Annotated in this window: 15 protein-coding genes and 1 pseudogene; 10 read left to right on the top strand and 6 right to left on the bottom strand. The window is 62.0% G+C overall.

Going from position 1 to position 17,116, the window contains the following annotated elements; all coding sequences use genetic code 11:
• Positions 1-152: 152 nt before the first annotated feature.
• Complete coding sequence (locus JFU04_RS29680) at positions 153-1,130, top strand: NADPH:quinone reductase (RefSeq protein ID WP_065902722.1); 978 nt, start codon at positions 153-155, stop codon at positions 1,128-1,130.
• Between the two features lie 67 nt (positions 1,131-1,197).
• Here JFU04_RS29680 and JFU04_RS29675 read toward each other — a convergent pair whose 3' ends face one another.
• The 3 genes from JFU04_RS29675 to JFU04_RS29665 form a co-directional block, all read right to left on the bottom strand.
• The gene (locus JFU04_RS29675) at positions 1,198-1,755 is read right to left on the bottom strand and encodes an L-threonylcarbamoyladenylate synthase (protein WP_065902720.1); all 558 of its coding nucleotides are present in this window, start codon (positions 1,753-1,755) and stop codon (positions 1,198-1,200) included.
• Positions 1,756-1,809: 54 nt separating this feature from the next.
• Entirely contained in the window at positions 1,810-2,904 is a 1,095-nt protein-coding gene (gene dprA / locus JFU04_RS29670) for a DNA-processing protein DprA (protein ID WP_065902719.1), read from the bottom strand.
• A gap of 63 nt (positions 2,905-2,967) precedes the next feature.
• Positions 2,968-3,744 carry a peptidoglycan-binding protein gene (locus JFU04_RS29665; RefSeq protein WP_201146230.1) on the bottom strand — a complete coding sequence of 259 codons (777 nt, stop codon included), beginning with the start codon at positions 3,742-3,744 and terminating at the stop codon, positions 2,968-2,970.
• Between the two features lie 135 nt (positions 3,745-3,879).
• Here JFU04_RS29665 and def point away from each other — a divergent pair, with 135 nt between their 5' ends.
• From def to JFU04_RS29640, 5 genes are all read left to right on the top strand, one after another.
• On the top strand, positions 3,880-4,386 hold the full coding sequence (def, locus tag JFU04_RS29660; RefSeq protein WP_053127413.1) for a peptide deformylase: 507 nt from the start codon (positions 3,880-3,882) through the stop codon (positions 4,384-4,386).
• Between the two features lie 69 nt (positions 4,387-4,455).
• Entirely contained in the window at positions 4,456-5,409 is a 954-nt protein-coding gene (gene fmt, locus JFU04_RS29655; RefSeq protein WP_065902717.1) for a methionyl-tRNA formyltransferase, read from the top strand.
• Positions 5,406-6,716, top strand: a complete 1,311-nt coding sequence (gene rsmB, locus JFU04_RS29650; protein ID WP_201146228.1) for a 16S rRNA (cytosine(967)-C(5))-methyltransferase RsmB — start codon at positions 5,406-5,408, stop codon at positions 6,714-6,716. Before fmt ends, rsmB begins: the two co-directional genes overlap by 4 nt.
• Before the next feature lie 22 nt (positions 6,717-6,738).
• Positions 6,739-8,112: a Trk system potassium transporter TrkA gene (trkA, locus tag JFU04_RS29645; protein WP_065902713.1), complete on the top strand. Its 1,374-nt coding sequence runs from the start codon at positions 6,739-6,741 to the stop codon at positions 8,110-8,112.
• A 136-nt stretch (positions 8,113-8,248) separates the two neighbouring features.
• Positions 8,249-8,560, top strand: coding sequence for a tetratricopeptide repeat protein (locus tag JFU04_RS29640; RefSeq protein ID WP_106805565.1), 312 nt, complete (start codon positions 8,249-8,251; stop codon positions 8,558-8,560).
• A 130-nt stretch (positions 8,561-8,690) separates the two neighbouring features.
• On the opposite strand, the gene JFU04_RS29635 is transcribed toward JFU04_RS29640, so the two are convergent.
• Together JFU04_RS29635 and JFU04_RS29630 are read right to left on the bottom strand one after the other, a co-directional pair.
• Complete coding sequence (locus JFU04_RS29635; RefSeq protein ID WP_065902711.1) at positions 8,691-9,578, bottom strand: lysophospholipid acyltransferase; 888 nt, start codon at positions 9,576-9,578, stop codon at positions 8,691-8,693.
• Positions 9,579-9,618: 40 nt separating this feature from the next.
• Positions 9,619-10,176 (bottom strand): DNA-3-methyladenine glycosylase I, encoded by a 558-nt coding sequence (locus tag JFU04_RS29630; RefSeq protein ID WP_065902709.1) that lies wholly within the window; start codon positions 10,174-10,176, stop codon positions 9,619-9,621.
• Between the two features lie 81 nt (positions 10,177-10,257).
• Here JFU04_RS29630 and glyQ point away from each other — a divergent pair, with 81 nt between their 5' ends.
• The 4 genes and pseudogenes from glyQ to JFU04_RS29610 all read left to right on the top strand — a co-directional run bounded on the left by glyQ (position 10,258) and on the right by JFU04_RS29610 (position 14,653).
• Positions 10,258-11,211: a glycine--tRNA ligase subunit alpha gene (glyQ, locus tag JFU04_RS29625; protein ID WP_003187265.1), complete on the top strand. Its 954-nt coding sequence runs from the start codon at positions 10,258-10,260 to the stop codon at positions 11,209-11,211.
• A pseudogene (glyS, locus tag JFU04_RS29620) lies at positions 11,208-13,261 on the top strand (glycine--tRNA ligase subunit beta). The gene glyQ and the pseudogene glyS overlap by 4 nt, the downstream one beginning before the upstream one ends.
• A complete protein-coding gene (gmhB, locus tag JFU04_RS29615) occupies positions 13,261-13,800 on the top strand; it encodes a D-glycero-beta-D-manno-heptose 1,7-bisphosphate 7-phosphatase (protein ID WP_174245652.1) in 540 nt (179 codons plus the stop codon). Before glyS ends, gmhB begins: the two are co-directional and overlap by 1 nt.
• A gap of 82 nt (positions 13,801-13,882) precedes the next feature.
• Positions 13,883-14,653 carry a lysophospholipid acyltransferase family protein gene (locus JFU04_RS29610; protein ID WP_065902705.1) on the top strand — a complete coding sequence of 257 codons (771 nt, stop codon included), beginning with the start codon at positions 13,883-13,885 and terminating at the stop codon, positions 14,651-14,653.
• A 182-nt stretch (positions 14,654-14,835) separates the two neighbouring features.
• Here JFU04_RS29610 and JFU04_RS29605 read toward each other — a convergent pair whose 3' ends face one another.
• Positions 14,836-17,115 carry a CHASE2 domain-containing protein gene (locus tag JFU04_RS29605; protein WP_201146226.1) on the bottom strand — a complete coding sequence of 760 codons (2,280 nt, stop codon included), beginning with the start codon at positions 17,113-17,115 and terminating at the stop codon, positions 14,836-14,838.
• Position 17,116 lies beyond the last annotated feature (1 nt).

The following is a 17,116-nucleotide window of genomic DNA, read 5'->3' as shown; positions in this document are numbered from 1 at the left end:
CTTGAATCGGGCAAAGCTACGCGAGGCCATTGGGCGTCGGCGGCAAATGGGCGCACAGGATACCACTGCACCCTGTGTCGCCGCAGTTGACGAAGATCAAGCTTAGGAGTGGGATAGTGGCCTACGCGAAATAGACCTCAGGAGAAGTGCAGATGGCCAAACGTATCCAGTTCAGCGCCCATGGCGGCCCCGAAGTGCTTGAGTATGTGGACTACACGCCGGCAGAGCCTGGCCCGCAGCAGGTTCGCGTGCGTAACGAGGCCATTGGCCTGAACTTCATCGACACCTATTTTCGCAGTGGGCTCTACGCGCCGCCGGCCTTGCCATCGGGCCTAGGCGCGGAAGGCGCCGGCGTGGTCGATGCGGTCGGCAGTGAGGTCAGCCAGTTCAAGGTCGGCGACCGCGTGGCCTATGGCAGCGGCCCGCTGGGCGCCTACAGCGAATTGCACGTGCTGCCCGCCGCCAACCTGGTGCACCTGCCGGACGACATCAGCTTCGAACAAGCCGCCGGTGCCATGCTCAAGGGCTTGACCGTGCAATACCTGCTGCGCCAGACCTATGAGCTCAAGGGTGGCGAGACCATCCTGTTCCACGCCGCTGCCGGTGGCGTGGGCTCCCTGGCCTGCCAATGGGCCAAGGCGCTGGGCGTCAAGCTGATCGGTACGGTCAGCTCGCCGGAAAAAGCCGCGTTGGCCAAATCCCTCGGTGCCTGGGAAACCATCGACTACAGCAAGGAAAACGTCGCACAGCGCGTCCTGGAATTGACCGACGGCAAAAAGGTCCCGGTGGTGTACGACGGCGTCGGCAAGGACACTTGGCTGACCTCTTTGGACAGCGTGGCACCACGCGGCCTGGTGGTGAGCTTCGGTAACGCGTCAGGCGCAGTGGACGGGGTGAACCTGGGGATTCTGGCAGCCAAGGGCTCGCTGTACGTGACCCGCCCGACCCTGGCGACCTACGCCAGCAACCCGAAAGACTTGCAGGCCATGGCTGACGACCTGTTTTCGATGATCAAGAGCGGCAAGGTGCGCATTGATATCAATCAGCGGTTTGCGCTGGCGGATGCGGCCAAGGCGCAGACGGAGCTGTCGGGGCGTCGCACCACCGGGTCGACCATTCTGCTGCCGTAAGGCTTGAGGGTGCCATCGCCAGCAAGCCAGCTAAAGCGGGCCTGCCGGCGATGGGCACGATGCGCCCTCAGGACGGCCGCACCACCTCACCGGTTGCCAGGTTTCGAATCAGGCTCGGGTTCTTGCGCCCACCCAGGGCGCCGCCCAATACCAGGTCCACCTGGCCGCGGAAGTACTGCTCCACGCGAATTCGCGTGCGCGCGGCAGGACGGCCTTGAGGATTGGCCGACGTCGAAATCAACGGCCCGACCAGCGAACACAGGTCCCGCACCAGTGGGTGGTCGGTGACGCGCAACGCGACGGTGTCGTGCATCCCGGTCACCCATTCCGGCAACAGATCCTGGTGGGGCACCAGCCAGGTGTTCGGCCCCGGCCAAGTGCTGGCCATGCGGTCGATCCAGTCCTGCGGGAAGTCTTCGAAGAGAAAATCGAACTGGCGAATGTTGTCCGCCACCAGGATCAGGCCCTTGTCTACCGAGCGGTTCTTGATCGCGAGCAGACGGTCGACTGCCTCTTCATTCCACGGATCGCAGCCCAAGCCCCACACCGCCTCGGTTGGGTAGGCGATCACCGCGCCTGCGCGAATTTCTCGTGCGGTTTCCAGCACACGCCACCTGTTGACCATTGCTCACTCTCCGGACTAAAGCTCTGCGCAGTTTACCGATCTTCGTTACAAAACCTAGCAGCGCGCAAGCCAGCGCCCGCTTTCGCAGATCACCTGGCCTTCCAGCTCCAGCTCCGTCAGGGTCGCCAACACCTGGGACAGCGGGCGCCCGCTGGCAATCGCCAACCCCTCACTGGTGTGAGGCGCCGCGTGCAGCAGCGCCACCAGCGGATGCACCACCGGTATCGGCACCGGGCGAGACAACGCCTGCCAGCCGCGCAACCCTTCCAGAATGTGCTCGATGGTTTCCACCAGTACCGCGCCGTCGCGGATCAACTGGTGGCAGCCCTTGGCGCCGGGATGATGGATAGAGCCCGGAATCGCATACACCTCACGCCCCTGTTCAGCCGCCAGTTTCGCCGTAATCAACGAGCCACTGGCGATGCTGGCTTCCACCACCAGCACGCCCAGGGACAGGCCGCTGATGATTCGGTTGCGTCGTGGAAAGTTGGCCGCATGGGGCGCGGCGTCCAGCGCAAACTCGGAAACCACTGCGCTGCCATGGGCAATCATCGCTTCTGCCAGGCGTTTGTGGCGCTGTGGATAAAAATTTTCCAGGCCCGTGCCGAGCACGCCGATGGTCTGGCCGCCGACATCCAATGCCGCTTGATGAGCCGCACCGTCAATGCCCAACGCAAGGCCACTGGTGATGACAAAACCGGCGCTGGCCAGGCTGCGGGAAAAGGCAGCGGCGGTGTCCATGCCTGGGCGTGAGGCACGGCGACTGCCGACCATCGCCAGCTGCGGTTTTTCCAGGATCCCGGGGTCGCCTGCGACGAATAAAAGCGGCGGCGCATCGTCGATCTGGGCAAGCAAGGCGGGGTAGTCCGGCTGGTCCCACATCAGCAAATGCTGGGCCGGGTGCTCAAGCCAGCCCAATGCCCGGCTGGCACCGTCGCGGATCTCGTGACTGCGCCGAGCCTCGGCGCTGATGGCTGGCAAACCCAGGGAACGCCAGGCACTGGCCGGCGCGCTGATCGCCTTTGAGGCCGAGCCGAATGCCTCGATCAATAAGCGAAAACGCTTCGGGCCCACCTCCGGCAGCCTGTGCAAGCGTAGTCGGGCTTCCAGTTCTGAAGGGGATATTTCACTGCTGTTTATCGGATACATCTGATCATCCTTGACCGGAACAAGCTGTGGATAACTCTGTTGGTAACTTATTTAGCAGGCTATTTATTGCGTTTGATCAGCACTCTCGAAACGATCCATTACGGCCAGGGGTCGGGAAGCACTGAGCACCAGGCCATAACTGAGCTTTTCATAGGTGCGAAACACCAACAGCGTGCCGGCGCGTTCGTCCGGTAGCGTGACCGGTGCGCCAGTCAGGGTGTCGCGCACGGTCGCGCCGGCCTTGATCAATGTCAGCAGTTGGCCTTCGACTACACCGTCACGGCGGCCTTTGTTCAGGGTGACGGCATCCAGCACGCCGATCTGGGTCACGCCCCTGGGGATATCGATGATCTGCCCCGCAATGAACGGCGCCGACCGGGATGCGCCAAAGTTGGCCGGATCGATGGCAGGTTGGACGCGCAGCAAGCGATCGCCAGGCCGGACCTCCTGGGTGACCCGATGCACGGCGAGGGTGGTGAGATCACCTGCGGTTACAAATTGTGCGGTGCCGATGTCATCGGCGTTGATACCCAGCAGCTCCTGGGTGTGCGGATCGGTGTAAGCCTTGCCGCGTCGCACGATTGCATAACCCGGCTGGGCAGGATCCAGGTCGCCCCGGGCATGCACGTGCTCGTCATGGGCGCCCAATACCCGGCCGTTGCCGGCGGCGACAATGTAGGGCGCGGTGTCCAGGTCGGTGGGCGAATCAAGAATGCGGTTGTGCAACAAAAAGCGCTGGATAGCCTGATAGGCCGGCGGATCCAGGCGCTGGACGGGTGCAGGAAGCAGGGCCATGGCAAGCGGGGCCCACAGCAGCAAGACGAGTAGCGATTTCCTCATGGGGTGAATCTCCTTTATTATGTGCGTTCGCGTGAAATGCCATAGCCTTCGCGGCTTGCAAGCCTTTCACACCGGCTGTCTGGGTCCATCCCAACGCCGATTTGCCTCTACCTCACATGTGCAGCAATTACGCTTATGGCTATTTTGAACATCCTCGAATTCCCCGACTCGCGCCTGCGCACGATCGCCAAACCAGTGGCCGTAGTGGACGACAAGGTTCGTCAGTTGGTCGATGACATGTTTGAAACAATGTATGAAGCCCCGGGCATCGGCCTCGCCGCGACCCAGGTCAACGTGCATCAGCGCGTCGTGGTCATGGACCTGTCGGAAGACCGCAGCGAACCGAGGGTGTACATCAATCCCGAGTTCGAACCGCTGACCGACGAGATGGGCGAATACCAGGAAGGCTGCCTGTCGGTGCCGGAGTTCTACGAGAACGTCGAACGCCCGCTGCGCGTGAAGATCAAGGCCCTGGACCGCGACGGCAAGCCGTTCGAGCTGATTGCCGAAGGCCTGCTGGCAGTCTGCATCCAGCACGAATGCGACCACCTCAACGGCAAGCTGTTTGTCGATTACCTGTCCACGCTCAAACGTGACCGGATCAAGAAGAAGCTGGAAAAAAAGCATCGCCAGCAAGCTTGATGCCCTTCTTCCAAAGGCTTGCTGCGGCAAGCCTTTTTCTTTTGTGACTGCTTTTAACCGAGACCTCCCATGACCGAGCCATTGCGCATTGTTTTTGCCGGCACCCCCGAATTCGCCGCCGAACACCTCAAGGCGCTGCTTGCCAGCCCCTATGACATCGTCGCGGTGTACACCCAGCCGGATCGCCCGGCCGGTCGCGGGCAAAAACTGATGCCGAGCCCGGTCAAGCAACTGGCGCTCGAGCACAACATTCCTGTGCTGCAACCGCCGACCCTGCGCAATGCCGAGGCCCAGGCCGAACTGGCCGCGCTGCAGCCGGATTTGCTGGTCGTGGTCGCTTATGGCCTGATCCTGCCGCAAGCGGTGCTGGATATTCCACGCCTGGGTTGCATCAACAGCCATGCATCGCTGCTGCCGCGCTGGCGCGGCGCGGCGCCGATCCAACGCGCCGTGGAAGCCGGTGACCGTGAAAGCGGCGTCACCGTGATGCGCATGGAGGCTGGCCTGGACACCGGCCCGATGCTGCTCAAAGTCACCACCCCGATCACCGCCGAAGACACTGGCGGCAGCCTGCACGATCGCCTGGCCGAACTGGGCCCGCCTGCCGTGATCCAGGCCATCGCCGGGCTCGCCGCCGGTACCCTGGAAGGCGAAGTGCAGGACGACAGCCTGGCCACCTACGCCCACAAGCTGAACAAGGACGAGGCGCGCATCGACTGGAACCGCCCGGCCGTGGAGCTGGAGCGCCTGGTGCGCGCGTTCAACCCGTGGCCGATCTGCCACAGCAGCCTCAATGGCGAAGCCCTGAAGGTATTGGCCGCCACCCTGGCCGACGGTAAAGGCGCTCCCGGTGAAATCATCGGCGCCAGCAAGGACGGCCTGCTGGTCGCCTGTGGTGAGCAGGCGCTGTGCCTGACCCGTCTGCAATTGCCCGGGGGCAAGGCGCTTAATTTCAGCGATTTGTTCAACAGCCGTCGTGAGAAATTTGCCCTGGGCACGCTTCTCGGGGTGGTCGCGCAATGAATCCGCGTCTGGCCGCCGCCAAGGCTCTCGCCGCCGTCCTCAACGGCAAGGCTTCGCTGAACAGTTCGTTGCCCACGCAACTGGATAAGGTCGACGACCGCGACCGTGGCTTCACCCAGGACCTGGCCTTCGGCACTGCACGCTGGCAGCCGCGCTTGTCGGCGCTGGCGGCCAAGCTGCTGCAAAAGCCCTTCAAGGCGGCGGATGCCGATGTCGAAGCATTGCTGCTGGTAGGCCTCTACCAATTGCTCTACACCCGCGTGCCGGCCCACGCGGCCATCGGCGAAACCGTCGGTTGCGCCGATAAACTGAAAAAGCCCTGGGCCAAGGCGCTGCTCAATGCCGTACTGCGCCGCGCCCAGCGTGAAAGCGAAGCGCTGCTGGCCGAGCTGGAGCATGACCCGGTGGTGCGCACCGCCCACCCGCGCTGGCTGCAAAAGTCCCTGAAGGCCTTCTGGCCCGAGCAATGGGAAGCCATTTGCGCGGCCAACAATGCACACCCGCCGATGATCCTGCGGGTCAACCGTCGCCATCACCACCGGGACAGCTACCTGCAACTGCTGGCGGACGCGGGCATTGGCGCTACTGCCTGCGTGTACAGCGTCGACGGCATTGTGCTCGACGCCGCCACCGATGTGCGCAGCCTGCCGGGCTTTGCCGAAGGCTGGATCAGCGTGCAGGACGAAGCCGCGCAACTGGCCGCCGACCTGCTCGACCTGGCCCCCGGCCAGCGCGTGCTGGACGCCTGCTGCGCGCCTGGCGGCAAGACTTGTCACATTCTGGAAGTCGAAAAAGACCTCGCCGGTGTGGTCGCCGTCGACCTGGAAGCCAAGCGCCTGGTGCGCGTGCGGGAAAACCTCGCACGCCTGGGCCTGAGTGCCGAGCTGATCGCCGCCGACGGCCGCGACACCGCCACCTGGTGGGACGGCAAGCCGTTCCAGCGCATCCTGCTCGACGCCCCCTGTTCCGCCACCGGCGTGATCCGTCGCCACCCGGACATCAAGCTGACCCGCCAACCCGACGACATCGCCGCCCTGGCCGTGCTGCAAGGCGAGTTGCTCGACGCACTGTGGCCGACCCTTGAAGTCGGCGGCATCCTGCTCTACGCCACCTGCTCGACCTTGCCCACCGAAAACACCGAGGTGATCCAAGCCTTCCTCGCCCGTACCAGCGGTGCGCGTGAGCTCGATCTCGCCACGGCCGCCGGCATCAAGCAGCCCCATGGTCGCCAATTGCTTGCACAGGAAGGCGGACACGACGGCTTCTATTACGCCAAACTGATCAAGATTGCCGCCGCACGCGGCTGAATGGGTTTAAGGGAGTGACCGGATGAAAATCATCATCCTTGGGGCAGGGCAGGTCGGTGGCACGCTGGCCGAACATTTGGCCAGTGAAGCCAACGACATCACTGTGGTCGACACCGATGCCGAACGCCTGCGTAACCTTGGCGACCGCCTGGACATCCGCACCGTGCAGGGCCGCGCGTCATTTCCGACGGTGCTGCGCCAGGCCGGTGCCGACGACGCCGATATGCTGGTGGCGGTGACCAACAGCGACGAGACCAATATGGTCGCCTGCCAGGTCGCCCACACCCTGTTCCACACGCCGACCAAAATCGCCCGCGTGCGTGAGGCGGCTTACCTGACCCGTGCAGGGCTTTTCGACAACGACGCGATTCCAGTGGACGTGCTGATCAGCCCGGAACAGGTGGTGACCCATTACATCAAGCGCCTGATCGAAATTCCCGGGGCCTTGCAGGTGATCGACTTCGCCGAGGGCAAGGCCCAACTGGTGGCAGTGAAGGCCTACTACGGCGGTCCGTTGGTGGGCCAGCAATTGCGCCAACTGCGCGAACACATGCCGAATGTGGAAACCCGCGTGGCGGCGATCTTCCGCCGCGACCGACCGATCCTGCCCCAGGGCGACACCGTGATCGAGGCCGACGACGAAGTATTTTTCATCGCCGCCAAAGCCAATATTCGTGCGGTGATGAGCGAAATGCGCCGACTGGATGAGACCTACAAACGCATCGTCATCGCCGGTGGCGGACAGATTGGCGAGCGCCTGGCCGAAGCCATCGAGAGCCGCTATCAGGTCAAGATCATCGAGATGAATCCTGCACGCTGCCGGCACTTGTCCGACACCCTCGACAGCACCGTTGTCCTCCAAGGCAGTGCCTCGGACCGTGACCTGCTGATGGAGGAGAACATCGCCGACGCCGATATCTTCCTGGCGCTGACCAACGATGACGAGGCCAACATCATGTCGTCCTTGCTGGCCAAGCGATTGGGCGCCAAGAAGGTGATGACCATCATCAACAACCCGGCCTATGTCGACCTGATCCAGGGCGGCGATATCGACATCGCCATCAGCCCGCAGCTGGCGACCATCGGCACCTTGCTTGCCCACGTGCGCCGTGGCGATATCGTCAGCGTGCACTCCCTGCGCCGTGGCGCGGCGGAAGCCATCGAGGCGATTGCCCACGGCGACGCGAAATCGAGCAAGGTGATCGGCAAGGCCATCCGCGATATCGGCCTGCCGCCGGGCACCACCATTGGTGCGATCATTCGCGACGAAGAAGTGATAATTGCCCACGACGACACGGTGATCGCCACGGGTGACCATGTGATCCTGTTCCTGGTGGACAAGAAACATATCCGTGATGTGGAGAAGTTGTTCCACGTGGGGCTGAGCTTTTTCTGATCAGCATATTCAGCTGATCCTGCAGCCCTCATCGCGGGCAAGCCCGCTCCCACAGGAGATCGCTTTCCTGCTATGGAAGCGGGTTTGTCCGCGATGGCGTTATTGAAAACCCGACCTAGCTAAAGGATGCACAGCCATGCTCGAATCCCTGGAAAAAATGCTCGCCAAGGGTGTGGATAACTCATTGCTACGCTTTGGCTTGGGCAAGGGGTATCTGGACTTGAAGGACAACGCCAAGGCGGCGGAGCATCTGCACAAGTGCGTCGAGTTTGACCCGAAATATTCGGCGGCGTGGAAGCTGTTGGGCAAGGCACATCAGGCCAACGGTGACAGTGCCGCAGCGCGGCTGGCGTGGGAGAAGGGGATCGAAGCGGCCCTGGCGCATGGCGATAAACAGGCCGAGAAAGAGATGACGGTGTTCCTGAAGAAACTTGATCGCCAGGCCTGAAAGAGACTCTTGTGGGAGCTGGCTTGCCTGCGATGCAGGCAACTCGGTCCTTCAGTTACACCGAGGTGATGCCATCGCAGGCAAGCCAGCTCCCACACTAGATCTGCATGGGTCTACAGATCGAGGTACATCAATACCACCGCGCCTCGCCCGGCGGGCGTTTCTTGAAGCGCTTCATGCTCCACATGTACTGGCTCGGGTAGGCGCCGACATAACGCTCCACCACCTTGCTCATCGCCGCGCAGGAGGTGGCAGTGTCCGTGCTGTACATGTCTTCCGGCGCCGCTTCCAGGATCACTTTGTAACCCGAGCCGTCCGGCAACCGCAGGGCATGCAGGAACACGCCGACGGCCTTGTGGCCCGCGAGCATGTTCGGCACGAACTTGCTGGTCAGGGCCTGGGTGGCGAAAAACGGTACGAAGATGCCGGCCGACTCCGCCGGCTCCGGGTCGGCAGGGATGCCCACCTGGCCGCCTTTGCGCACTTCCTTGATCACACTGAGGATGCCTTCCTTGGTGGAGGCCGCCACGCGGTTACCCAATTGCACGCGCTGTTTGCGCAGCAATTCGTCCACGGCCTTGAGCTTGGGCGGACGGTAAAAGATGATCGGTTTGCACTGGCTGCAATAGAAGTGGTTCAACACCTCCCAGTTGCCCAGGTGGCTGGTGATACCGACCACGCCCTTGCCCGAGGCCAGGGCTTCATGCAGCACTTCCAGGCCTTCGACTTCGCGCACCAGGTCGATGGAGCGCTGGGCCGGCCAGATCCAGGCGCAGGCGCTTTCGGTCAGCGACTTGCCGATGTCCATCAGGCTGCGACCGACCAGGCGTTCGCGCTCGACCGGGTCCATCTCGGGGAAGCATTTGGAGAGGTTGATCCGCACCGTGTCGCGAGAGCGGTTGGGGGTCTTCCACATGATCCAGCCAATCGCCGTGCCGACCGCTTGAACCGCGCGCCAGGGCAATAGAGCAAACAACCGAAGAGCGCCTACCAGCAAGGCGCCTTTAAACTTTTCCACAGGTCACTCCTGATCGTGTGTGGTGCGCAAAGCCGCCATTCTAACCGGCGTTGGCCAAGTCCGCGTAACGGTCGCAATCCTGAGTGTGGTCCATGACCATGCCCGAGGCCTGCATGAACGCGTAACAGATGGTCGGGCCGACGAAGGTGAACCCGGCTTTTTTCAGGGCGCGGCTCATGGCCTCAGCCTCCGGCGTAATGGCCGGGACCTGGCTGCGGTCCTTGAAATGATTGACCTTGGGCACGCCGCCCACAAACGACCACAGAAACTCCACCGGGTCCTCCAGCGCCAGCCAGGCAGCGGCATTGCGTCGGGTGGCGTTGAGCTTGAGGCGATTGCGCACGATGCCCGGGTCGAGCATCAGCGCTTCGATTTCTGCATCGGTCAGCTGTGCCAGGCGCTGGGCATCAAAGCCGAACAAGACCTTTCGATAATGCTCGCGTTTGCGTAAAACGGTGATCCAGGACAGGCCCGCCTGGAACCCTTCGAGCAAAAGCAACTCGAACAAACCCTGCGCATCGCGCAGCGGCGTTCCCCACTCTTGATCGTGATAAGCCATGTACAGCGGATCTTCAGAACACCAAAAGCAGCGTGGCATAAGGCTCCAGGGAGTGGTGGCAGGGCCGAATCGGGTATACTCCCGCTCTTTAAATCGCAGCCCAAGTAACAGGTGAATTTCGTGAGCCAGCCTACGCCAGCCGTGCGTACCTTCCAAGACTTGATCCTCGCCCTCCAGCAATACTGGGCCGAGCAAGGTTGTGTGGTACTTCAGCCCTACGATATGGAAGTAGGCGCCGGCACTTTCCACACCGCTACCTTCCTGCGGGCCATCGGCCCGGAAACCTGGAACGCCGCTTATGTGCAGCCCAGTCGTCGCCCGACTGACGGCCGCTACGGCGAAAACCCGAACCGTCTGCAGCACTACTACCAGTTCCAGGTAGTCCTGAAGCCGAACCCGGACAACTTCCAGGAACTGTACCTGGGCTCGTTGAAACATGTCGGCCTGGACCCGCTGGTCCACGACATCCGTTTCGTCGAAGACAACTGGGAATCGCCAACCCTCGGCGCCTGGGGCCTGGGCTGGGAAGTCTGGCTCAACGGCATGGAAGTGACTCAGTTCACCTACTTCCAGCAAGCGGGCGGCATCGAGTGCTACCCGGTGACCGGCGAGATCACCTACGGTCTCGAGCGCCTGGCCATGTACCTGCAAGGCGTGGATTCGGTCTACGACCTGGTGTGGGCTGACGGCCCGTTCGGCAAAGTCACCTACGGCGACGTGTTCCACCAGAACGAAGTGGAGCAGTCCACCTACAACTTCGAACATGCCAACGTCGACAAGCTGTTCGAACTGTTCGACTTCTATGAAAGCGAAGCCAAGCGCCTGATCGAACTCGACCAGCCGCTGCCGTTGCCGAGCTATGAAATGGTGTTGAAGGCGTCCCATACCTTCAACCTGCTGGATGCTCGCCGTGCCATCTCGGTAACCGCGCGCCAGCAATACATCCTGCGTGTGCGCACCCTGGCGCGTTCCGTCGCCCAAGCCTACCTGCTGGCTCGCGCCAAGCTGGGCTTCCCGATGGCTACCCCGGATTTGCGTGATGAAGTGTTGGCTAAGCTGGAGGCTGCACAATGAGTGCTCAAGATTTCCTGGTTGAACTGGGCACCGAAGAGCTGCCACCCAAGGCACTCAATACCCTGGCCGACGCGTTCCTGGCCGGTATCGAAAAAGGCCTGCACAGCGCTGGCCTGAAGTTTGAAGCGAAAAAGTCTACGCCGCGCCACGTCGCCTGGCCGTATTGCTGACCGCGCTGGAAACCCAGCAGCCAGACCGTAACATCAACCTGGACGGCCCGCCGCGCCAGGCCGCTTTCGATGCTGACGGCAACCCGACCCAAGCGGCCCTGGGTTTTGCCAAGAAGTGTGGCGTCGAGCTGAGCGAAATCGATCAGAGCGGCCCGAAACTGCGTTTCAGCCAGGTCATCAAGGGCAAGCCAACGGCCAGCCTGTTGCCGACCATCGTGGAAGATTCCCTGAACGACCTGCCGATCCCCAAGCGCATGCGCTGGGGCGCGCGCAAGGAAGAGTTCGTGCGTCCGACCCAATGGCTGGTGATGCTGCTTGGTGACCAGGTCATCGACTGCACGCTCCTTGCCCAGAAGGCCGGCCGTGATTCCCGTGGCCACCGCTTCCACCATCCACAGAGCGTGCGCATCACCTCGCCAGCCAACTACCTCGATGACTTGCGTGCAGCCTACGTGCTGGCCGATGCCAACGAGCGTCGCGAGCTGATCAGCAAGCGCACCGAAGAGCTGGCCCGCCTGCAGGAAGGCACCGCCATCGTGCCGCCAAGCCTGCTCGACGAAGTGACCGCGCTGGTTGAATGGCCGGTGCCGCTGGTGTGCTCGTTCGAAGAGCGTTTCCTCGACGTGCCGCAAGAAGCATTGATCACCACCATGCAGGACAACCAGAAGTACTTCTGCCTGCTGGACGTGGATGGCAAGTTGCTGCCGCGCTTTATCACCGTGGCCAACATCGAGAGCAAGGACCCACAGCAGATCATCGCCGGTAACGAGAAAGTCGTGCGCCCGCGCCTGACCGACGCCGAGTTCTTCTTCAAGCAAGACAAGAAGCAGAAGCTCGAAGACTTCAACCTGCGCCTGCAAAACGTGGTGTTCCAGGAAAAACTCGGCAGCGTCTACGACAAGGCCGTGCGCGTTTCCAAGCTGGCCGCCTACATCGCGCCACGCATTGGTGGGGATGCTGCCTGGGCTGCGCGTGCAGGCTTGCTGTCCAAGTGCGACCTGGCCACCGAGATGGTCGGCGAGTTCCCGGAGATGCAAGGCGTTGCCGGCTACTACTACGCCCTCAACGACGGCGAGCCGGACGATGTCGCCCTGGCGTTGAACGAGCAGTACATGCCGCGCGGTGCCGGCGCTGAACTGCCGACCACCCTGACCGGTGCAGCCGTGGCGATCGCCGACAAGCTGGACACCCTCGTGGGTATCTTCGGTATCGGCATGTTGCCTACCGGCAGCAAAGACCCGTATGCCCTGCGCCGTGCGGCCCTGGGCGTGCTGCGTATCCTGATCGACAAGAAGCTGGACCTCGACCTGACCCAGGCCGTGGTGTTCGCGGTCGGCCAGTTCGGCGGCAAGGTCAAGCAAGCCGGCCTGGCCGAGCAAGTGCTGGAGTTCGTGTTCGACCGCCTGCGTGCGCGTTACGAAGACGAAGGCGTGGATGTCTCGGTGTACCTGTCGGTACGTGCCCTGCAGCCGGGTTCGGCGCTGGACTTCGACCAACGCGTACAAGCCGTGCAGGCCTTCCGCAAACTGCCTGAGGCCGATGCCCTGGCCGCCGTGAACAAGCGCGTGTCGAACCTGCTGAGCAAGGCCGAAGGCCTGGGCAACGCCGATGTCGACCCTGGCCTGTTTGCCGATGCCAAGGAGTTCTCGCTGAACTCGGCCATTGCCAAGGCAGAGAACGCCGTGAAGCCGCTGATCGCCGAACGCAACTACGCCGAAGCCCTGGCGCGCCTGGCCACCTTGCGTGAGCCGGTGGATGCGTTCTTCGAAGCGGTGATGATCAATGCCGAGGACGCGGGTGTACGCAAAAACCGCTACGCCATGCTGGCGCGTCTGCGTGGCCTGTTCATCAATATCGCCGACATTTCCGTACTGGGCTGATCATGTTGAAACTGCTGATTCTCGATCGGGACGGGGTGATCAACTACGACTCCGACGCTTACATCAAGTCGGTGGCGGAGTGGATTCCACTGCCCGGCTCGATCGAGGCCATCGCGCAGTTGAGCAAAGCCGGCTGGACGGTGGCCATTGCCACCAACCAGTCCGGTATCGCCCGCGGTTACTACGACATCGCCACCCTGGACGCCATGCACGCGCGCTTGCGCACGTTGGTGGCCGAGCAGGGAGGTGAAGTGGGGCTGGTGGTGTACTGCCCCCACGGGCCGGATGAGGGCTGCGATTGCCGCAAACCCAAGCCTGGCATGTTGAAAACCATTGCAGAACATTACAAGGTGCCCTTGGCTGGGCTATGGTTCGTCGGGGACAGCCTCGGTGACCTGGAGGCGGCCAAAGCCGTCGACTCTCAGCCAGTTTTGGTTAAGACCGGGAAAGGCGAAAAGACCCAGGCGAAAAACCTGCCGGTAGGCACCTTGATTTTTGACGATCTGGCGGCGGTTGCCGCAGAACTTATCAACAACTAGCCGCCCTCGACTTCCTGACCAAGGACCGTTCGGGAGTGCGCTTTTAACAGGCGGGCGTTGTCCCGCAACGGTAAATGCCGCCATGTCGATTTTGCAGGCCATCAGAACCTTTTTCTTTTACCTGCTGTTGGGCACCAGTTCTTTCCTCTGGTGCACCCTGAGCTTTTTTATCGCGCCCTTCCTGCCGTTCAAGGCGCGCTATCGTTTTATCAACGTCTATTGGTGCCGCTGCGCGCTGTGGCTGACCAAGGTGTTCCTCAATATCCGTTTCGAGGTGAAGGGCGCCGAAAACGTGCCGGACCAGCCGTGCGTGATTCTGTCGAACCACCAGAGCACCTGGGAGACGTTCTTTCTCTCGGCGTACTTCTCGCCCCTGAGCCAGGTGCTCAAGCGTGAGCTGCTGTACGTGCCGTTCTTCGGCTGGGCCATGGCCATGTTGCGTCCCATCGCGATTGACCGTGACAACCCCAAGGCGGCGCTCAAGCACGTGGCCAAGAAGGGCGACGAGCTGCTCAAGGACGGCGTTTGGGTGTTGATCTTCCCCGAGGGTACCCGCGTGCCCTACGGCACCGTAGGCAAGTTCTCACGCGGTGGTACCGCGTTGGCAGTCAACGCCCATCTGCCGGTCTTGCCGATTGCGCATAACGCCGGCAAGTACTGGCCAAAGACCGGCTGGGCCAAGCGTGAGGGCACCATCACCGTAGTGATTGGCGAACCGATGTATGCAGAAGGTGAAGGCCCGCGCGCCATTGCCGCGCTGAATGACCGTGCTGCGGCCTGGAATGAAGCGCAGCAGCGGGCCATGGGTTCGCTGCCGCCAGAGCCGGTTGTGGTCGACACGCCGGTGGTATGAGCATCTGTGGATAACCTGTGTACGGTTTGTTGGCGAATGGGTATTTTTGACTTATAAGAAGCTGATTTACTTACATATTTCCCAAGCTCATAAAATAGCGGAAAAGGTGCATAAGTTTTTCTCGCAGAAAAAAACCGGTCCTTGGGACCGGTTTTTTATGCACAGCAGGAAAGTGGGTTTTCTCACTCTTCCCACAGCGGCAACTGCAGGCTGAACGTGGTGCCTTTACCGACCACGCTTTCGCAACTGATCCGCCCTCCATGACGCTCGAGAACGGCTTTGACCATGGTCAGGCCCAGCCCCAGGCCTTCACTGCCCTGCGCGGAATCGAAGCGTCGGTACTGGCTGAACAACTCCGGTAAATCTTGCGCAGCGATCCCCGGCCCCTGGTCGCTGATACGGCATTCCAACCAACCTTGCACAGTGGCATGACTCAGCCGGACGGTGGTACCGGACGGGGAGTACTTAATCGCGTTCTCCAGCACGTTGAACAACGCGCGCGTGAGCAACGATTGATCGGCCCACACCATGCCCTCATCGGCTTCATCCAGGTCGTGCACCAAGTGAATGCCCTTGAGCTGGGCGATCAACGCGACTTGATCGAAGGCATCCATCACCAGCATCGCGAACAGGGTCGGCTGGAATTGATAGCCATCAGCCTCGGCTTTCGCCAGCTGTACGAACGACTCGGTAAGGCTCAAGGCGCGTCGTACCTGCTGCTCGATCTGGGCAAATACCGGTGACTCGCCGTTGTGCACATCCAGCAGCGCGAGGATCGCCGAGTGCGGCGCGCGCAGGTCATGGGACAGGAAGCGCAGCATGGTCTCGCGATGCTGCTGGGCATCGCGTTCCTTGCTCAGGTCCGTCAGGCTCAACAGCCAACCGAGTGCGACATCACCTTCAGCCGGCAGCAAGGGGGCAAGCTCCATGCGCAGGCTGCGCTGGCGGATATCTCGGAACTCGACGAGTTCGAGTGCGGACAGGGCAGGGCGCACACCATTGTGCAGCGGTGGATAACCGAGGTCGGCGAGTTGTTCGATGAGGTTTTCGTTGACCAGGTCATTGCCGAACACCTCACGGGCGATACGATTTGCCAGCAAAATATTGCCGCCGGGATCGGTGATCAGGGTGGCTACCGGTAAGCACTCCAGGCCATCGGCCATAAAGCGCCGCGTATCTCGCGTGCGGCTCACGGCTTGCTCCAGCGCGAAGATACGCCCCTGCAACACATCGCCATGGCTGGCGGGCGCGCGCCGGCGCTCGGGCAGCACTTTGGGCTCGTTATCCAGCCGCGCCAGCTCCCAGCCGAAATAGGCGAGGATCGCGCTCAGGCGCCGCCAGTTCCAGATCAGGTAGCTCAGTAACAAACCAATCAAGCAGGCCGCCGGCGACCACCAGTGGCCCAGGCGCAGCAGCGCCCAGGCACCGAACAACGCCGTGGCCATGCAGCCCAGGGTCATCCATAGCGCATAGCGCGGGCGGTACAGCAGCAATCCCAGCAACAATGCGACCAGCGACGTCGCCAGGGTTGCCGCCAGCCATGCGGGCACGTCAACGATGCTTCGCCCTTGCAGCAAGCCATTGAGCACGTTGGCCTGGATCTCTACGCCGGCCGTGGTGCCAACGGTGGAGGAGAGGGGCGTGACGAATCGATCGCCCATTCCGGAGGCCGTGGCGCCAACGAGAATCAGACGGTCGCGCAGTTGCTCGGGAGGCACCTCACCGTTTAATACACTGACGTAGGACACACTAGGGAAATGCGTGTGCGGCGCAATGAACGGGATGCGAATGGCATGCTCCCGGTGCCAGTGTTGATCGACCGCCTCGCGTGCCTCTCCCGGCATCGGCGACTTCTCACCGCTCATCTCATAGGCCAGCCATGCCAACTGCGCAACGGCAGCATCCGGTGGGCCCTCGCGCATATACAAGCTGCGCACCACGCCGTCGTTGTCGGCTTCCACGTTGATATGGCCAACGCCCCTGGCGCATTTCAGCAGCGCGGACATTTGCTCGCCTGGCCGGCTGTAGCTGGCGGTGCTATCGCGCAACAGTGGCAACAACACGTTACCGGCGTTGCACACGGCATCGGCCAGGCGTTTGTCATTGGCTGGGTTGCCGGGCTCGCTGAAGATCACATCAAACAGGATACCGGCGGGTTGTGCGGCATTCAGACGGTCGATGAGGTCGGCGTGCAAACTGCGCGGCCAAGGCCATTGACCGAGCTTTTTCAGGCTTTGATCGTCAATCGTCACCAGCAAAATACGCGGGTCCACCGGCAGTGGGGTCAGCCGACGCAGGCTGTCATACAACGGGTTGTTCAAGGCAAGGCCGGGGCTCAATGACAGATAGGCCGTGATCGGCAGCAGCAGTAAACCGATCCACAGCCACTCGCGGACCAGGCCATGGAACAAGCGCTGGGCGTGGGTGGGCTGGCGTTTCTCGGGCTTGCCCCAGAGCATCATC

The sequence above is a fragment of the Pseudomonas sp. TH21 genome, from assembly GCF_016651025.1.
Classification (GTDB): Bacteria; Pseudomonadota; Gammaproteobacteria; order Pseudomonadales; family Pseudomonadaceae; genus Aquipseudomonas; species Aquipseudomonas aylmerensis.
The sequence above is the reverse complement of the archived record's forward strand: the minus strand, read 5'-3'. Positions and strand labels throughout refer to the sequence as shown.